This is a genomic window from Streptomyces sp. ML-6, assembly GCF_030116705.1.
Lineage (GTDB): Bacteria > Actinomycetota > Actinomycetes > Streptomycetales > Streptomycetaceae > Streptomyces.
Window position 1 is genome coordinate 3760944 of record NZ_JAOTIK010000001.1, and the last position, 17410, is coordinate 3778353.

Annotated in this window: 13 protein-coding genes; 8 read left to right on the forward strand and 5 right to left on the reverse strand. The window is 75.7% G+C overall.

Annotation, left to right across the window (positions count from 1 at the left end):
- The first annotated feature begins 110 nt into the window (after positions 1 to 110).
- Positions 111 to 815, forward strand: coding sequence for a 4Fe-4S single cluster domain-containing protein (locus OCT49_RS16620; RefSeq protein WP_283852673.1), 705 nt, complete (start codon positions 111 to 113; stop codon positions 813 to 815).
- Here OCT49_RS16620 and OCT49_RS16625 read toward each other — a convergent pair.
- Positions 790 to 2118 carry a macro domain-containing protein gene (locus tag OCT49_RS16625; protein ID WP_283852674.1) on the reverse strand — a complete coding sequence of 443 codons (1329 nt, stop codon included), beginning with the start codon at positions 2116 to 2118 and terminating at the stop codon, positions 790 to 792. The two genes, OCT49_RS16620 and OCT49_RS16625, sit on opposite strands and share 26 nt — an antisense overlap.
- A gap of 104 nt (positions 2119 to 2222) precedes the next feature.
- Here OCT49_RS16625 and OCT49_RS16630 point away from each other — a divergent pair, with 104 nt between their 5' ends.
- From OCT49_RS16630 to OCT49_RS16645, 4 genes are read left to right on the forward strand one after another with little or no spacing between them, the layout of a single operon-like run.
- Positions 2223 to 4619, forward strand: coding sequence for a protein kinase domain-containing protein (locus OCT49_RS16630; protein ID WP_283852675.1), 2397 nt, complete (start codon positions 2223 to 2225; stop codon positions 4617 to 4619).
- On the forward strand, positions 4616 to 6289 hold the full coding sequence (locus OCT49_RS16635) for a hypothetical protein (protein ID WP_283852676.1): 1674 nt from the start codon (positions 4616 to 4618) through the stop codon (positions 6287 to 6289). The genes OCT49_RS16630 and OCT49_RS16635 overlap by 4 nt, the downstream gene beginning before the upstream one ends.
- A gap of 55 nt (positions 6290 to 6344) precedes the next feature.
- Complete coding sequence (locus tag OCT49_RS16640) at positions 6345 to 8531, forward strand: AAA family ATPase (RefSeq protein ID WP_283852677.1); 2187 nt, start codon at positions 6345 to 6347, stop codon at positions 8529 to 8531.
- On the forward strand, positions 8528 to 9157 hold the full coding sequence (locus OCT49_RS16645; RefSeq protein WP_283852678.1) for an FHA domain-containing protein: 630 nt from the start codon (positions 8528 to 8530) through the stop codon (positions 9155 to 9157). Before OCT49_RS16640 ends, OCT49_RS16645 begins: the two co-directional genes overlap by 4 nt.
- A 21-nt stretch (positions 9158 to 9178) precedes the next feature.
- On the opposite strand, the gene OCT49_RS16650 is transcribed toward OCT49_RS16645, so the two are convergent.
- Genes OCT49_RS16650 through OCT49_RS16660 form a run of 3 tightly spaced genes read right to left on the reverse strand, consistent with a single transcriptional unit; the run spans position 9179 to position 14348 of the window.
- Complete coding sequence (locus OCT49_RS16650) at positions 9179 to 9838, reverse strand: RES family NAD+ phosphorylase (RefSeq protein ID WP_283852679.1); 660 nt, start codon at positions 9836 to 9838, stop codon at positions 9179 to 9181.
- Positions 9838 to 10500 carry a hypothetical protein gene (locus tag OCT49_RS16655; RefSeq protein WP_283852680.1) on the reverse strand — a complete coding sequence of 221 codons (663 nt, stop codon included), beginning with the start codon at positions 10498 to 10500 and terminating at the stop codon, positions 9838 to 9840. Before OCT49_RS16655 ends, OCT49_RS16650 begins: the two co-directional genes overlap by 1 nt.
- A complete protein-coding gene (locus OCT49_RS16660) occupies positions 10497 to 14348 on the reverse strand; it encodes a CHAT domain-containing protein (RefSeq protein WP_283852681.1) in 3852 nt (1283 codons plus the stop codon). Before OCT49_RS16660 ends, OCT49_RS16655 begins: the two co-directional genes overlap by 4 nt.
- Positions 14349 to 14721: 373 nt before the next feature.
- Between OCT49_RS16660 and OCT49_RS16665 the strand changes: the two genes are divergently transcribed.
- Both OCT49_RS16665 and OCT49_RS16670 read left to right on the forward strand, forming a co-directional pair.
- Positions 14722 to 15123, forward strand: a complete 402-nt coding sequence (locus OCT49_RS16665) for a hypothetical protein (protein WP_283852682.1) — start codon at positions 14722 to 14724, stop codon at positions 15121 to 15123.
- A complete protein-coding gene (locus OCT49_RS16670) occupies positions 15120 to 15761 on the forward strand; it encodes a hypothetical protein (RefSeq protein WP_283852683.1) in 642 nt (213 codons plus the stop codon). Before OCT49_RS16665 ends, OCT49_RS16670 begins: the two co-directional genes overlap by 4 nt.
- Positions 15762 to 15838: 77 nt before the next feature.
- Here OCT49_RS16670 and OCT49_RS16675 read toward each other — a convergent pair whose 3' ends face one another.
- Positions 15839 to 16252, reverse strand: a complete 414-nt coding sequence (locus OCT49_RS16675; RefSeq protein ID WP_283852684.1) for a hypothetical protein — start codon at positions 16250 to 16252, stop codon at positions 15839 to 15841.
- Positions 16253 to 16371: 119 nt separating this feature from the next.
- On the opposite strand from OCT49_RS16675, the gene OCT49_RS16680 reads away from it, so the two are divergent.
- Positions 16372 to 17283 carry a hypothetical protein gene (locus OCT49_RS16680; RefSeq protein WP_283852685.1) on the forward strand — a complete coding sequence of 304 codons (912 nt, stop codon included), beginning with the start codon at positions 16372 to 16374 and terminating at the stop codon, positions 17281 to 17283.
- Positions 17284 to 17410 lie beyond the last annotated feature (127 nt).

Genomic DNA, 17410 nt, shown 5'->3' on the forward strand with positions numbered 1-17410 from the left:
CCCGCCGGCGTCCGACGGCATCCGCCGGGTGCCCAACGGTGTTCCCGGCTCCGCCCGGCGGGAGGGGGAGGGCCGATGCGGGTCGAAGTCGGCGGGAAAGGGGAGGGCCGATGCGGGTCGAAGTCGGCGGGACGCACTTCCCGCTGGAAACGCTGGGACCGGGCCGGCGCCTCGGCATCTGGCTGCAGGGCTGCCCGCTGGCCTGCCCCGGCTGCATGTCGCGGCACACCTGGGACCCGCGGGGCGGTGAACCCATGGACGTGGAAAGGCTGTTGGGGCTGTGGCGGGACGCGCTGGCCCAAGGCGCCGCAGGTCTGACGGTGAGCGGCGGGGAACCGCTCGCCCAGCCCGCGGCCCTGGCGGAGCTGCTCCGGGGCGCCGCCCGGCTGCGGTCCGGGCTGACCCGCCCCGGCGCGACCGGTGACGGGCTTCCCGCCGACCTGCTGGTCTACACCGGCTACGAGGAGTCCGAGCTGGACGCCGCCCGGCGCGCCGCCCTGGCGTCCGCGGACGCCGTGGTGACCGGCCGGTTCCGGGTCGCCGAACCGACCGGGCTGGTGTGGCGCGGCTCCGCGAACCAGCGGCTGACGCCCCGTACCGGCCTCGGCCGGATCCGGTACGCGCCGCACCTGGACCGGGAAGCGGACGGACCGGCGGTACAGGTCGTCGTGGAGTCCGGGCGGGCGCCCGGCGAACCGGCCGGGCCTCCCGTCGTACGGCTCCACGGCGTACCGCGACGAGGTGAACTACCCCGTTGGGAAAGGTGGTTGAAGGGACGTGGGCTACGACTCAGGGAGCGGAGCTGGCGACCGTGAGCAGCTTCGCCAGTTCGGGGCGCTGGGCCACCAGGTGCACCGTCCAGGACGGGTCGCGGCTCAACTCCTCGCGGACGGCCCAGCACAGCCAGCGCGCCGCCTTCTCCGGCGGCAGCCCGTGCCCCGCGCCGAGCAGCGGAAAGCAGAGGGAGGAGAGCGGCGGGTCGAACCTGTCGCGTTCCGCGCGGGCCAGCCGGAAGCTGGCCGAGACCGCCTCCGCGAGGACGTGCGGATCGACCCGGTAGCCGTGGCCGTCGCTGGTCGGCGCGGCCACGGCCGCGTGGTGGATGCGGCGCACACCGCGCTCGGCGAGGGCGCCCGGCGAGGTCGGCACGACGGTGCCGGGGCGCACCGGGAGCCCGGCCCGGCCGTGGGCCCGCATCCACTCGACCAGTTCCCGGACGAGGACGTCGTCGACCGTCTCGCCGCTCTCGTCGCGTATCGCGGCGGCCCGGCGCAGCGAGCCGGACACGGTGGAGCGGAAGGTCTTGGACATCTCCAGGTAGATGTTCTCCGAGGACACCAGGATGTCGATGTCCCGCAGCAGTTCGATGGACGCGACGTGCACGGTGATGCGGTGCGCGGCGGCGGCCGGCAGCGGCGGTCCGGTCAGCCGGGTCGGCGGGTCGGGCACCGGCTCCGGCGACCGCACGGGCAGGGTGCCGCCCATCGGCCCGGCCGGGACCGCGGGGAGCTCCGGGGGCGGTCCGGCGGCGGACTTCCGGGCCACCGCCAGTACCGCCAGCGCCAGTTCCGCGATCACCTCCCGCTCCTGGCTCTTGCGGAAGCGTTCGGGCGTGACGCCGTAGACGGCCGCCGCGGCCCTGCGACGGTCCTGGCCCGGTACGCCCCGCCGGTCCGGCAGCAGTCCGAAGGTGTGGGCCGCCGCCCTGGCGAGCGGATCGCCGCGGGTGCCGTCGGCGGACAGGGTGTTCCCACCGAGGTGCCGCACCCCGGCCTTCAGCAGCGTCTCCACCCCGGCGGCCTCGTCGTCGAACCCCCCGCACAGGCCCGCCGCGACGGCCACCCTGATCAGGGCCTCGGGCCGCAGGGTGCGCAGGCCGGACAGACCGGGCCGGCGCAGCGCCCGCAGCTCCGCGGCCAGCCGTTCGGCGCCGGGCAGCGGCGGGAGGGGGCGCCCTCCGGCCCGGGACCGCTCGTCGAGGCTCTCACGGGACCGCTCGTCGGGACGCCCGCGGGACGGCTCGTCAGGACGCCCCGGACCGGGGGCGGGCGGGGCCTTCGGAGGCGTGGGTTCGAGGGGCTCGGGAGCGGACGAGGAGGGCTGGGTCTCCTGGCTCATGCCCGACACGATATGCCCGCCCGTCCGCCTGCGGGAGCGCCTTTCAACAACCTTGTCCGGCCGTCCGTCGCCGTCACCGTCACCGTCACCGGAAGGCATGTCGCATGACTGTTCCGCCGCCGCCCACCGAAATGGATGTCGACGAGACCGGGACCGGCCACCACGATCCGCGGGACGCGGAGACCCGCAGGGGGCTGGACCGGGTGCCGGCCTCGCTGGGCGGGCGCTTCGACCTGACCCAGGTGCTGAGTGACGTCCGCCGCCCGTCCCAGGCCGTGGTGCTGCGGGTCAAGGACCGGGAGGCCCGGCACGCGCCGGCCGACGTGCCCCTCGTGCTGAAGTGGTACCACCACCGGTTCGGCCCCGACCCCGGCGTCCGCCGCATCCTGGCCGAGGAGCGGGGCGGACCGGGCGGACCGGACGAACCGGACGGGCCGGACGGGCCGGACGGGCCCGGTGGGCTCGGTGGGTCGGTCGCCCGGCTGCTGGAGAGCGGGACCGCCGACGGCCACCCCTACGACCTGACCCTCTCGTACGGCGAGACCGACCTCGCCCGCTACCTCGCCGACCACCCCGGGCCGCTGCCGCCCGCCCTGGTCCGGGCCGTCGTGGAGCAGCTCCACGCGGCGCTGGTCGCCGTACACGCGCGGGACATCGTGCACCGCGACGTCACGCCCGACAACATCATGGTGCGCATCCAGAACGAGGACCGCCCCGAACTGGTGCTGATCGACTTCGGCGCGGCGGTGCACGAACCGCAGCGCGACCGGCCGCGCCGGCGCGGCTGGGTGGGCAAACCGCTCTACCTCGCGCCGGAGGCGGCCCCGCACCGGCAGGCCGTGACCCCCGCCGTCGACTGGTGGTCGCTCGGCATGGTCGTGGCCGAACTGGCCGGCGGCAGCCACCCGATCGACTTCCGGGGCGACGAGGAGGTCCTGACCGAGGTCGCCACCCACGACCCCGAACTCCCCCTGGTGACCGACCCCCGGCTGCTGATGCTCTGCCAGGGCCTGCTCACCCGCGCTCCGGAGAACCGCTGGGGCGGCGAGCAGGTGGCGGCCTGGCTGCGCGGGGAGTCCCCGCCGGTCGCGCCCCGCACGTCCGGCGCCGCCCCGCACGACCTGCCGCCCCGGCGCACCCTGCGCCCCTTCCCCTTCATGGGCCGGGAGGTCACCGGCGCCGAGGAGCTGGCCCGCCTCCTGGACGTCAACCGCGTGGCCACCGGCCGGCTGCTGTCCCGCCGGGCCCGGCGGGCCGAACTGGTCGAGTGGCTGGGCCAGTTCATCGGATCGCCCGACCGCGACACCGAGGAGAACGAACGGCTCGTCGCCCTGCGCGCGGAACTCGCCGAACCGCCGGACGCCCGGACCACCACCCGGCTGATCAACTGGCTGGGCCCGCGGCTGGAGGTCTCCCACCACGGGCAGCGCCTGGACACCCTGGGCATCCGGGAACTGACCGCGGCGGTCATGAACGGCGACGCCGAGGCCCACGCCCTGCTGGACGAGCTGCTGCGCCACGAGCTGCTGCCCCTGCTCGCCGAACGTCCGGGCGGCGCCGGACTCGACGAGGTGCACCGGCGGTGGAAGGAACACCGGTCCGCCTGGCGGCCGTTGACGGACGAGATCCTGGCGCGCGGGCCCCGTGACCGCGGCGCCGCGCGCGCCCGGCTGCGCCGCGACCGCACCGTCGACGCGCTGCTGCTGCGCCTGGCCCACGAGCCGGGCCGGTGCACGGCGGAACTGACCCGGGACGTCAAGGCGGCACGGGCCGCCATGGCCGTACCCGTCGACTGGTACACCCGGCTCGTCGCCGACCCGGACGACGCCCCGCGCCTGCTCGTCGCACGGCTGCTGGCCGGCGTCGCCACCGCCGAGGCCGAGGCGCGCCACCGGGAGCTGGCCGAGGCGGAGGCCGCCCGGCTGCTGGCCGCCGACCAGGACGCCGTCCTGGCCTGGATACGGCGGATGGAGCGTCCGCCGACGCTGGGCTGGGCGCTGCTCGGCGCCGCGCTGGCCACCGTGCCGTGGGGGTTCCTGATCGGCCTCGCCGACGTCGTCGGGTGGGCCGATCAGGAGGCGGTCGTGCTCGGCTGGGCGCTGGCCCTGCCCGCGGCGGCCGCGGTGTTCGCCCTGGAACTGTCCGCCGCGGCGTTCATCGGGCCGCCCCACTACCACCCCCGGCGGTCGCTCGCCGGGCGGCTGATCGCCGCGTCGGAACGGCCCGCCCGGTTCGCCCGGTCCCGCGGCCTGCGCACCCTGCTGCCGTCGGCCGCGCTGCTGGCCGCGGTGGTGGCCCTGGGCGTCCACTCCGTCACCGCCGCCCCCTGGGCCTGGCCGGTCGGCACCGTCGTGGCCCTCACCGTCTGGACGGTGTACCGCGCGGTCTCCTGGCGCCTGGAACTGAACCGGCTGCGCGCCGCGCAGGCCGTGAACCGTAACGGCCCCCGGAACGGACCCCGTACCGGAAACCGGAACGGAAACCGGGGAGGACGCCGATGAGCGTCGGGATCGCCCTGCCGTCGATCACCGAGGTGATGCCCGGGGTGGGCTACGCACCGGCCGACGGCCTCGCCTCGCACGTCCAGACCCTGGCGCACCCCGACATCGCCCATGTGCCGGGGGTCGCGGACGCCGCCCAGCAGGCCGCCGGGCACCTGACCGACGCGGCGGCCCAGGGGCTGCAGGAACTCCTCGCCCCGGCGGCCGTCGCCCTGGGCGCGCTCAGCGGGGCGCTGCTGGCCGGCCGGGCCGCCCTCGTCACCACCCAGGTGCTCGCGGCGGCGGCCGTACGGGCCGCCGAGGAACAGGCCTGCCTCGAACACCGGCAGGAGGTGGAGGCCACCGCCGCCCGGCAGTGGGAGGCCGCCGCCTTCGCCGCCGCACGGGCGAACGCGCGCCGGGCGGCGCTGCTCGCCCGGGTGCGGCGGGCCGCGCGCACGGCCCCGCCCGGCGCGCCCCGGCCGCCGCGCCCCGGCCTCCCCGGCCCCCTCGACCCGGTGGGCACGCCCCTGGCCCGGCTGCGCGAGGAGCTGGCGGTGCTGGAGGAGCGGACGCGCCGGGCCGAGGCCGCGCACGCCGACTGGGTGCTGCGGTCCACCCCGCCCCCCTTCGCCCAGCAGGAGGACGACGCCTGGCAGCGTGAACTGCGGGCCCGGCGCGCCGCGGTGCTGGACGAGCACCGGTCGCGGCCGGACACCGCGCGGGACGCCGACCCCGCCGTGGCGCGCCGGGCGGACGAGGCCCTTCCGCAGCCGCCCGGCGCGGAGGAGCTGCGGCACGAGGACGCCGTACGGATCGGGGCCGAGCTGCTCGCCCGGCTCGACGTGGCCGCCACCGCCGAGGACGCCGCACCGGCCACCGCTGCGGTGCGGCACGCGATCGCCGCCGCCGCGACCCGCCCGCTCAAGGCCCGCACCCATCTGCGCGAGGCACGCCGCTTCGTCGCCGACACCAACCGCGCCGTACGGGCCCGCCGGTACGCCGAGGAACGGGCCGCCGCCCAGCTCCACTTCCTGGAGACCACCGCCCCGCAGGACACCGACCCGCTGCCGCCCGCCCCGGCCGAGACCGCGCTGCTGCGCCGGGTGCTCGACGAGGGCCGCCGGCTGGAACCCCACGAGCAGCGGCAGGTGGACGAGCGGGTGGCGGAACGGCTGGCGGAGCTGGAACGCCGGTACGTCGAGCGGATGCTGCGGATCGCGGTCCTGGGAACGGACCGCTGCGATGCCCCTGCCGCCGACTCGGCGCACCCGCGCGAGCGGCTCGTCCGCCTCGACTGGACCCCGCCCGGCTGGGGCGACGAGCACTGGCTGCGGATCGTCCTGGACGGGGAGCGGGCCCGGGTGGCGACCATGCGCCGCGAACGGCCCGGGGCCCGCGACGCCGACGCGCTCGCCCTGGACGACGAACGGTGCCGCGGGGCCGGCGGTCACCTGGACCGGCTGCGGGAGATCACCCAACAGCTCGGCGTCGCACTGGACTTCGTACTGGAGGAGAGCGGCACGGTGCCCGGCACCCGGGGCGAGGACGGTGTCCTCGTGCTCGACGAGGACACCGTCGGCGACAGGGATGCCAGGAACAGCCGGGACAGCAAAAACGCCAGGGATTCCAGGGATTCCAGGGACGATCCCCGGCCCCGGCACCGCACGGCACCGACCGGCGACCGCTGACGGACGCCGTGCACACGAACAAGAACGAGGCCGAGAACTGAGGTCGAGGACGAGGATGCGGAGGAACGGCGTGGACATCCACGGCACCGAGGACACCCGGTCCCACGGGGACCGCACGCACCGGCCGGGCCACGGCCCACGACTGGTCAAGGGCCGGAACGACGCGACGGAGCACGCCCCGGAACGTCCGGAGCGTCCGGAACGCCCCGAGCCCCCGGAACGCACGGTGCCGCTGTTCGTCGAGGAGCTCACGAGCACCCTGGGCGTGCATTCCCAGTACGTCCTGCACGGCAACATCCAGGACCTCCACCTGGTGCACCGCCGGTCCCGGGACGCCCACCACCCGCTGGCCGAGGTCGTGTGGAACGCCCTGCGCAGACTGGGGTACCAGGCGCTGATCCGCTACGACCAGATCCGGGGCTTCCGCGTCGTGCCGGGCCCCGAACAGCTGATGGTCGAGGAACTGCTGCGCGTCACGCAGCAGTCCGGCGGCCGGGACCGGCACCGCCCGCCGGTCCTGATGGAGATGGAGCCGCAGCTCCGCGGCATCGTGACGGGCTGGGCCGAGCACCGGCGCGCCGGTCACGGCAACGGCCGTCCGCTGGAGCCCCTCCGGGTCGTCCTGCTCATCGAGCACGCCGCCCGGCTCACCACCGACGTCACCCGGCTCACCGAGTCCGAACGCGACTTCTTCGTGTCCTGCCTGGAACTCGCCGAGCAGGCCAGGCCCGTCCCGCTGCCGCCGGGCGTGCCGCCGTCGTCCGTGAGCACCGGCGCCGCGCCGCTGTTCAACCCGGTCATCTGGCTCGCCGAGGGCGAACGCGACCTGCCGAACTGGCTGGTCTCCGGCAGCGAACGCATCCGCACCATCGCGGTGCCCGACCCGGACGCCGACGAACGCCGGCGGATGGCCGCGCTCCTGCGCCACGAGCACCCCGGGCCGGGCGGGGACCGGTGGGGGCCCTCGGACGGGGACGGCGACGGGCCGCGCACCGGCGGCGGGGCGACCGGAAAGGACCCGGTGGACGCCTTCGCCCGGGCCAGTGTCGGGCTGCCGCTGCGGGCCATGCGGCAGTCCCTCGAACTGGCCGTCGCCCGGGGCATCCCGTTCGACGCCATGCCCGACGCGGTGCGGATGTACCGGCTGGGGGTGGAGAAGAACCCGTGGCGGCGCGACGAGATCCGGCAGCGGATCATCGAGGGCGAGCGCACCGTGCCGGAACGGGTGCTCGGTCAGGAGGCGGCCGTCTCCATGACGCTGGACATCCTCAAACGGGCCGCGATGGGGCTCTCGGGCGCCCAGGCCACCAGCCCGGGGCACCGGCCGCGCGGCGTGCTGTTCTTCGCGGGCCCCACCGGCACCGGCAAGACCGAGCTGGCCAAGGCCGTCGCCTCGGTGCTGTTCGACAGCGACCAGGCGTATCTGCGCTTCGACATGAGCGAGTTCTCCGCCTCGCACTCGGCGGACCGGCTGGTGGGCGCCCCGCCCGGATACGTGGGGTACGAGGCGGGCGGGGAGCTGACGACCGCGGTGCGCGCCAATCCGTTCCGGGTGATCCTGTTCGACGAGATCGAGAAGGCCGACAAGGGGGTCCTCGACAAGTTCCTCCAGGTGCTGGAGGACGGCAGGCTCACCGACGGGCAGGGCGTCACCACGTACTTCAGCGAGTGCGTGCTGATCTTCACCTCCAACCTGGGGGTGCAGCGCACCGATCCGCAGACCGATGAGCGGGAGTGGATCGTCCGCCCGGGAACCCCGTACCGGGAACTGGCCCGGACCGTGCGGCTGAACGTGAAGCGCCACTTCGAGCACGTCATCGGCCGGCCCGAGCTGATGAACCGGCTCGGCGGCAACGTGGTGGTCTTCGACTTCATCTCCGGCGAGGTGGCCGAACGGATCATGCGGCTCCAGATCGACAACATCCGGCGCCAGCTGCTGGCCGAGCACGACATCTCGCTCGAACTCTCCCCGCACGCGCGGGCCCAGCTGACCGAGTACTGCACGCACGACCAGTGGAACGGCGGCCGGGGCATCGGCATGGCGCTGGAGACCCACCTGATCAACCCGCTGGCCCGGGTCCTGTTCGCCGACCCGGCGATCGGCGCGGGCTGGACCGTCTCGGTGCAGGAGATCCACGAACGCGCCGACGGCCTGGTGGAGATCCGCACCGACGCCTCCCCCGCCTCCCTCGCGTCTCCCGCGTCCTCCGCCTCCTCCGCCTTCGTACCGGGACAGCGGTGACCACGCCGCTCGGGGACGCCGGGGGAGACCGGGACCGCCGGGACGGCTCCGACGAGTGGGACGACGAGTGGGACGACGACTGGGTGACCGTCTCGGAGGAGGAGGTGCGCGGGCCGGTCCTGGCACCGCCGCCCCCGGACACCGCCGGTCCCGGTGTGCGCTGCCCCGGCTGCGCGGCCCTCGTGCCGTCCGGGACCTCGCGCTGTCCGCGCTGCCTGGCCCCGATCGGGAACGGGGGCGGGGGCGGGGGCGGGGACGAAAATGGGAACGGGGGTGCGGTGCCGGTCGGTGCCCGCGTGGTGCTGCACTTCGACACCCTGGCCCTGTCCCTGCCCGTGCGCCCCGGGGAACCGCTGCGCCTGGGCCGGGACGCGGACTGGGCCCCCGCCTCGGCCGGTGCGCTCAAGGACCTGGCCACGGTGTCCCGCCGGCACGCCAGTGTGACCGTCGACCCCGACGGCACGGTCTGGGTCGCCGAGGAGACCGACGGCACCCTGAACGGCACCTGGGTGAACGACGGTCACCTCCTGCCCGGCGAGCGGCACCGGCTGCGGCACGGGGACCGCGTCCGGCTGGGCCTCCGGGTCGGCTGCACCGTACGCATCACGGGGGACGGGCCCTGCTGACCCCCGTACCGTGACGGGACCTCAGGGCGGCCACGGCGACGAGACGACCGCCCGGAGCGGGTTGAGCAGACGGTTCGCCTCGGCCACGCCCTCGGGGGAGTCGAGCCGCAGCCCGCCCTCCGGATCGGCGGCCAGCGGCTCCTCCCCGCAGCGGTCGCCGAAGAGTTGCAGCGCGCTCCTGGGCCGGCACCGCTTCGACTCCCAGACCAGGCCGTGCACCTCGGCGGCGTGCTCGCGCATCAGCCGCACCCAGTACCGGGTCTTCGGGTAATCGGCGGCCTCGGAGTCCACCAGCCAGGAGTCCTGCCAGACGGCGGCCAGGCCCTCGGCCGTCGTCAGCTCGACGAGCGACAGCTCACGGGTGGTGCGCAGCATCGAGAGCGTGTACCGGGACGCCTGCGCCCACGGGACCAGCCGCACCGCCGTGCGGTCCGCGAAGTCGACTGAGCGCAGCAGGACTTCGCAGAGGGCGGTGACCGGGTCGAGCGCGGCGTAGAGGAAGGGGTAGGGGTCCTGTTCCGTGGCGTCGAAACGGTTGCCGCCGAAGTACGGGTGGGCGGTGTTGGGGTTGAACGACGCCGGGCCGTACGCGTGCTCGTGGCAGCGCCAGAGCTCGGTGCCCTCGGGCAGGACGCGCAGCAGGGGCCGCATGGTGACGCCGGTGGGCGGTACCCGGTCCATCAGCGGCCCCCCACCAGTTCGAGGGCGGCCCGTGTCAGGTCCTCGTCGGGAACGGTGTCGATGAGTTCGGCCGGGACGCCCGCCAGGCGGCCGTTGCCGCCGAGCCACCAGTCCGCGGCGCCCCAGGGGTCCTTGTCGGCCATCAGGATGTGGTTGACGCGGCGCACCACCGGCCGCGTCTCGGCTGTGCCGGGCACGAACTGGAAGCGGGGGTAACGGTCCCCGGCCCCGGAGCGGCTCAGCCTGATGAGACCGGCGGACGCGGGGTCGTCCGCGGCTTCCGGGGCGAGTTCCGCCGGGTCCAGGGCCGGGGTCCGCCACAGCCGTTCGTGGGCGGTCCGGAGCAGTTCCCCGGGGTCGGGCGGGGGGTCGGCGAACACGTCGAGGAGTTCGCCGAGCAGGGCCCGGTCGACGGTCGGGGCCGCCGGGGCCGGCGCGTAGCGGACCGTGACCTTCAGCTCCCGGGCCACCGGGTGGTCGAAGGGCAGGGCCCGCAGTTGCTGCCGCAGAGTGCGCAGGGCCCGTTCGACGGACTTGCGGTCACCGGCCCCCGCGAGATCGCGCAGACCGTCGCGCAGCCGTGCCCGCCGGTCGCCGTCGAGGGCGGCGAGGGTCATCGGCCAGTGGGTGTGGAGCAGGGCGAGGAACGCGTCGGGGGTCATCTCCGGGTTTCTCCTCTCACTGGTACGGGCTCCTTCCCGCCCGGCCCACCGGCCCGGACGGCCGCCGGTCCGGGATTGCCCTGGTGGATGAAGGCGGCCCAGGCGAACGGCACCGAAAGGTCCAACTCCTCTGCCGCACGGAGGAGTTCGGGCGTCAGACCGCGCACCGGCGGTCGGCTGCCGGGCGGTGCCAGCATCCAGCGCTGGGCGGCCCGCAGCGCGTCCGGCGGGGCCAGCCCGGCGTCGAGCCGGTCGTGGAAGACGGTCATCAGCACCGAGGAGGCCACGTCCGGAACGGTCCAGCGGGAACCCACCACGTCGGCGGCCAGCCGGTGCGCCAGGGCCGTGCTCAGCGTCAGCGCCTCGTCGTGGTCGCGGGTGCTGAGGTCGGTCTCGCAGGCGCTGAGCACGACCAGCGGGCCGCCCCCGTCCTCCGCGCGGGTGGACAGGGCGTCGAGCAGCGCGGTGACCGTGAGCCGGCCCGACTCCGGTTCGGTCTCCTCGGCAGGGTCCAGCTCCAGGGCGGAGGCCGCAGGGTCGGGCCCGGCCATCCCGTGGCAGGCCAGGTGGACGAGGGCGACGCGGTCGGCACCGTCCCGGCCGGGGACCGCGCCCAGCAGCGCCAGCACCGTTTCGGGGGTTCCCTCGGGCGGCTCCGGGGCCGGTTCGCCGGTCATCAGGCTTCCGTACAGGGCGGCGCCCGGGTAGTACGTTTCGGCCAGGGCCAGCACCTCGTCCTCGGCCCCGTCCAGGTCCCAGCCCGGTACGCACACCAGGGCCTGCCCCAGGTCGGCCGGCAGCCGCTCCCGGCCCACGGACCGGACGAACTCCCGGCCGGACGCGGTGTACGAGAGGACGGCCACCTCGCACGCCCGGACCGTGACGGGGCGCCCGTCCGGTGCCGATGCCGAGGCCGGGGCCGACGTGGCCGCCGGGGGCACCGTGAGCAGGGCCGCCTGCCAGGGCACCACACCGAGGTTCCCGCAGGCGATCAGGGTCAGCCTGACCGGCTCCGGCCCCGGCCCCGGCCCCGGCTCCGGCTCCGGCTCCGGCGCGGGGTTCGGCACGGGCTCCGCCGGGCCCCCGCCCGTCAGGCCGGACTCCGCGAGTCCCCTTTCCCACAGCCCGAGTTCGTCCAGGACGGGCCCCATCACGGCCTCGCCCGCCCAGGCGCACAGTTCGTCCAGCGCGACCTCCCAGCGCTGCTGCCCGCGCCGGGCGGTGGCGTGCCGGGCGGCGGCGTCCAGATAGCCGTCGAGCGGGGCCCGGCCCCCGGCCGACAGACCGGGCAGCGGCAGCGTCCACGGGTCGCGCCCCGGTGCCAGGAGCACGGCCGCGCCGTCCGCGTCCCCCTGCCCCGGCAGCAGGTACACCAGCGCGTCGGTCCCCGCCCGCCCGACGGCGGCGACCAGCTCGGACGCGTCGGGAATCCGCCCGGGGGCGTCCTCCCCGCCGGCGGGGCGCAGCAGTTCCAGGGCCCGGCGGCGCAGGGCGCTCGGCAGTTCCGGGGTGCCGAACGACTCGCCGAGCACGACCTCCGCCAGCTCCGACCGGCTGCCTCCCGCACGGGCGCCGGTGCTTCCCCGGGCGGCCTCCCGGCGCCACTGGCCGGCCAGTTCGTGCTCGCCGCGCTCCGCCAGCCGGTCGGCGACCGTGGCGGAGGCCGCGGCAGCACCGAGGACCAGGGCCCGGCCCTCCTCCAGGCAGGCCACCGCGTCCGCGGGCCGCCCGGCGCGGACCGCCCAGCCGGCGGCGGCCAGCGCACGGCTGGCACCGGTCCGGGCGACCTGGAGGCCGTGCTGGACGCCCTGCTGGAGCAGCACGTCGTCGGCGGTGGTGCGCAGCGACTGCCGGGCGCACTCGACCGCCCTGACCAGGTCGTTCCCCCCGTTTCCCGCGCGCCGCCCGTACGCGTCGGCCAGCTGCCAGCCCACGGCGGCTGCCGACCCCCCGCTCGCCGCCTCCAGCTCCTCCCCGGTGCACTCCAGCTCGGTGATCATCTCGTCCAGAACGGCCGGGTCGCCGGTCATGCCGTACACCGCGTCGAGAGCCAGCCCGATCGCGCTCCGTGCCCGGGCCCGCTGGTCGGCCATGACGGGCACGCCCTCCAGGGCCGTCCGGGTGCGCCGGACGCCTTCCCGGATGCGTTCGACGGAGGGTTCGAGGAAGGAGCTGAGGGTCAGCAACGGCGCCCAGCTCATGTCGAGCATCGGCTGCGCCAGCAGCGGCACGTCCGGGCGCGTCAGCGCCTGTTCCTGGTAGTGCACCGCGCTGCGCAGCGAGTCGACGCTGCCGGTGAGCGCGGCGAGGGAGAGGTGGACCACGCCCAGTTCGTAGAGCGGGAGGAACGACCACTCGCTGTCGTCGCAGGTGTCCAGGATGTCGAGCAGGTCCCCCACCAGGGCCTCGAGCGTCTCCGCGTCCTCGGCCTCGACCGCCCTCATGTGGACCCGCAGACACTGATTGATCATCAATGTCTCCTTCAGGCCCGGAAGTTCGGGCGGGGAACCGGCCCATGTCCCCTCGTCGGGCGTCAGGAGCTCCTCCAGGAGCGCCTCCGCCTCCGCCAGGTCCTGGAGGCTCCCGCCGACCGTCATGGCCCCGACCAGGACACCGGGCAGCATGCCCCGCACCATCCAGGCCATCTTGTCGTCGTCCGGGCCCGCGGCCGTCGCGGCCTCGCGGATCAGCCGCAGCGCCTTCTGGAACTCCTCCGGGCGGCCGGTGCGCATCCCGAGCCCCATCGCGCCGAGCGCGGACAGGACCTGATCACCGGGATTCGCCCCCTGCCCGGGGTCGCCCAGCCTGGTCAGCAGCTCGGTGAACTCGTCCCGCGCGAGCACGCCCGGCCGGTTCATCTCGGCGAGCAGGGCCAGGGCGTCGCGCAGGTTGTCGTCCGGGTCCGGTGCCGACAGGACGGAGACGGCCGAGGCCGGGTCCGCTGCCGACAGGGCCGACGGACGCCTCTGATCCGCCCCCGGGCCCCCGGAAACGGCCGGATCATCGGCCGGCTCCTCGTCCGCAGAAACCGGTTCCTCTTCCGCAGTGTCCGGTTTCCCGTCCGTAGGAGCCGGTTTCCCCTTCGGTCCCCCGTCCGTCCTCTGGGCCTCGAGTTTCACCAGGGGCAGCAGCGTCTGCACGACGGAGCCCAGCGGGCCGGGGGGCATCGGCGGGCCGAGATCGCCGGAAAGCATGCTCTCGCACATGGCCATCAGGCCCTGGACGTCGCCCCCGTTCAGCGCCGCGGCGTACTCGCTCATCATCGAGAGACCCTGGAGCGTGCCGGGCGGAATCCCACCGCCCTGCTCACCGATCTCCTCCGCCAGCCGCCGGATCTCGGGAAGGGCCTCGATGACGCCGGCGCCGCCGAGGCTCGCGGGCTTGCCCACCTGCATCAGCAGCGAGAACCCGTCCAGGCCGATCGCGTTGTCGAAGTGGCCCGGAGGGGTGCGCACCGTGGGCCCCAGCAGCAGGACGACGAGTTCGCGCGCGGCCCCCAGCCGGTCGTCCGGTGCGAGGAGGCCGGACGCGCGGGCCGCGCGCAGCAGGCGTATCGCCTCGTGCCGGTCGGCCTCCTCCCCGTCGGCCGCCCACCGCGAGCCGGTCAGCGCGCCCAGCCGGGCCGTCGCCTCCTGCCGCAGCGGATCGTCCGGCAGGTCCTGCTCCAACTCCGCTACCAGAGAACGGAGTTCGGACATCAGCACGTCGCGCTCCGCCCCCTGCGGACCGGCCGGCACGGCGTAACCGGCGGGCAGTGACCGTGCTCCCTCCGACCGCCGGACCGCATCGGCCACCCGCTCCCGCAGACCGGCGTCGCGGCTGTCGCCGGTGTCGTCGATGTCGTTCAACGCCCCTCCCTCCACCGCCCGTTCGGACGGTCACGGTGCCCCCGAGTCGGCACGAGGCCCTGTTGCGGACATGATGCCCAGGACCGTCGGCCGTCAGGGCCGTTTCGCGGCAGCCGCCGGAATACGTCCCACAAACAACCGGAAACCGGACAACACCCCTTTGACCAGCGGTGATTCAGGGGCCAGGCGGAGCCGGGACACCGCCGCGCCACCTGCGGCGCCCCGCCCCGGGGCCGCCGGGCCGGAACACGGCCCGGCCCTCTGGCAGCATCGAAAACCGGACGCGCGCCACCGACGTCCGTCATCGGCGTCCGCCACCGCCATCCGCCACCGACGTCTGCCGCCGCCCCGCCCCGCCCATGGGAGACGCCTCATGCCCGAGCCCGCCCCGCCCGCACGAAACCCCCCGCCGGCTCCTCCGCCGGCCTCCCCGACGAGCCCCGCCCGTACGAGACGGGCGTCCGCCCTCCCGTACGAGGAGGTCACGGAGCCCGGCTACCCCGCCGCGTACACCGCGGGCCTGCTCGTCGAGTCCACCGGGGACGGGGCCGTCCTGACCGGCACCTGCCCGCGCTGCCACTGCGCGACGGTCTACACCTGGACCCGTTCCGTCGTCCGGTCCGCGCCGCGCGTCGTCCGGTCCGGGCACACCGGCACGAGGCTCGTGCCGGTGCCGGTGCTCTGCGTCTGCCGGACCGAGCACCCGGGCCGGCCCGGCGACGAGGAGGGCTGCGGGGCGTACTGGAACATCCTGCTGGAGAGGGAGCGGCGATGACCTGGCGCGCCGCACCGGGACCGGCCGGGACCCCGGCCGACCGGCTCGCGGCCCGCCACCACCGCGCCCTGCTGCGCCGGGAGCTGTCCCGGGTCCGGGAATCGGCGCTGGCCTGGCGCAACGGCCTCGCCGCGCTCCTGGCCGGACTCGTCGGGTTCGGCCTCCTCCGGGGCCGCAGCGACATCGGCTCGCTCGCCGCCCCGTACGCCGCCGCCGTCGGCGCCGTGCTGCTCCTCGCGCTCCTGTGCGGCGCCGCGGGCGGCCTGTCCCTGCTGCGCGCCGCCCACGGCCGGCCGGCGGCCCCGGGCGGCACCGACGCGCTCCGGCTCGACCACGTCGCCGCGGACCACACCGAGGCCCTGCGCGCCGCCCGGGCCCTCGCCCGGGGCGTGCCGCTCACCCTCTGCTGTGCCGCGCTGCTCACCGCGGCCGTGGGGATCACCTGGTACGGGCCGCCGAAGGAGGGACCGCGCGTCTCGGTCACCACCCCCGACGGCACGGTCTGCGGGGAGCCGCTGCGCACCGCCGGGGGCAGGATGACGCTCAGGACCGACGCCGGCCGGGTCACCGCGGACCTCGGCCGGGCCACCGCGGTGCGCGCCGTGACGTCCTGCGCCCCGCTGCCGGCGGGCGGCTGACAGCGGGGCGGCGAGGACACCTGACGGAGGCACCTGACGGAAGGCACCGGACGGCGGTACGCGCGCGGCGCCCGCGCTCATCCGACGGGCCGGGTGTCCTCGTGGGTGTAGAAGATGTAGAACGCACTGACGAACATCCCCAGCCCCACCGAGAGCCCGAGCGCCGAGGAACGCAGCACGCTCGAATCGGTCAGGCCGACCAGCAGGCCGATCGCCGCCGCCGTCAGCGCGCCGTAGGCCACCGCCCGCACCAGGGGCAGCAGCCTGCGCTGGATCCGGCCCAGCCCGTAGCAGAGCACCGCGAGGACCACCGCGGTGATCAGGCCGTACCAGAACTGCCGGAAGCCGCTCGCGCCGTTGTTGCGGAGGATGAAGGACGCGTAGAGGCCGTACGCCGCGCCCAGCGTGACGGGAATGGCCCAGGAGAGCACGCTGCGCCCGCGCGCGTGCGCCCTCCGTCCGCGGGCCGGCATCGCCGTGTGTGTGGCCATGGCGGAGATCTCCTTCCGTCGCCCTCGTTCCCTCCAGGGCACACCCGGCCGGGCCGCCCGGCAACTCGGATGGCGTACGGGCCGGGGCGCGGCGCCCGCGCACGCGATTCCCTGGAGGGATGCGGACGCACCTGGCGACGGCCCTCTCGGTGGTACTGGTGGTGGTCCTGGCCGTCCTCGTGCCGGTCGGTGCCCTGTCCGCCTGGGTCGGCCTGGAGATCGACGACACCGACCGCTACGTCGAGGCGGTCGCGCCGCTCGCCTCCGACCCCGAGGTGCGCGAGACCGTCAGCGACCTCATCACCGACGGGGCGATGAAGCGGATCGACGCCGGACCGCTCCAGCCCACCGTGCGGGACTTCCTGCACCGGGCGGTGCTGTCGTTCACCACCACCGACGCCTTCCGGACCGCGTGGAACGCCGCCAACCGCACCGCCCACGAGGCCCTCACCGCCGCCCTGGACGGCGACACCGGGGAGGCCGTGACCATTGACCTGGCGCCCGTGACCGCGCAGATCCGGCAGAACCTGGTGGACAACGGGGTGCCGTTCGCCGACCTGATCCCCGTCCAGCACACCGACATCACGCTCGTCCCCGCCGACCGCGCCGACCAGTTGCGCCGGTCCTTCCGGCTGCTGCGGGCCGGCGGCGTCCTCCCCGCCGTGGGCACGCTCGTGCTCGCCGTCCTGGCCGTGGCCGCGGCCTGGGCGCGCGGCGGCGGGCCGGGGCACCGGCGCTCCGGGGCCGCCGCGCTCTCGGCCGCGGCGGTGGCCGGGCTGGGCTTCGCGCTCGGGGCGCTCGTGCTGCGCGCGGTGCTCGCGGTCGCCCGCGGCCGGGTGCTGTCCGAGGTGCCCGACGGCGAGGCGGACGGGGCGGCGGCGGTGTACGACGCGTTGACCGCCTCGCTGCGCACGACGGTGTGGATCGTGTGCGCCGCCGGGCTCGCGGTGGCGGTGTGCGCGGTGCTCGCCCGGATCCTGACCGCCCGCCACCGCCCCGGCCCGCGACAGGGAGGGCCCGGAGGACCCTGAGGACCGGGAGGACCGGGAGGACCGGGAGGACCGGGAGGACCGGGAGGACCGGGAGGACCGGGAGGACCGGGAGGACCGGGAGGACCGGGAGGACCGGGAGGACCGGGAGGACCGGAAAAGCCGGGAC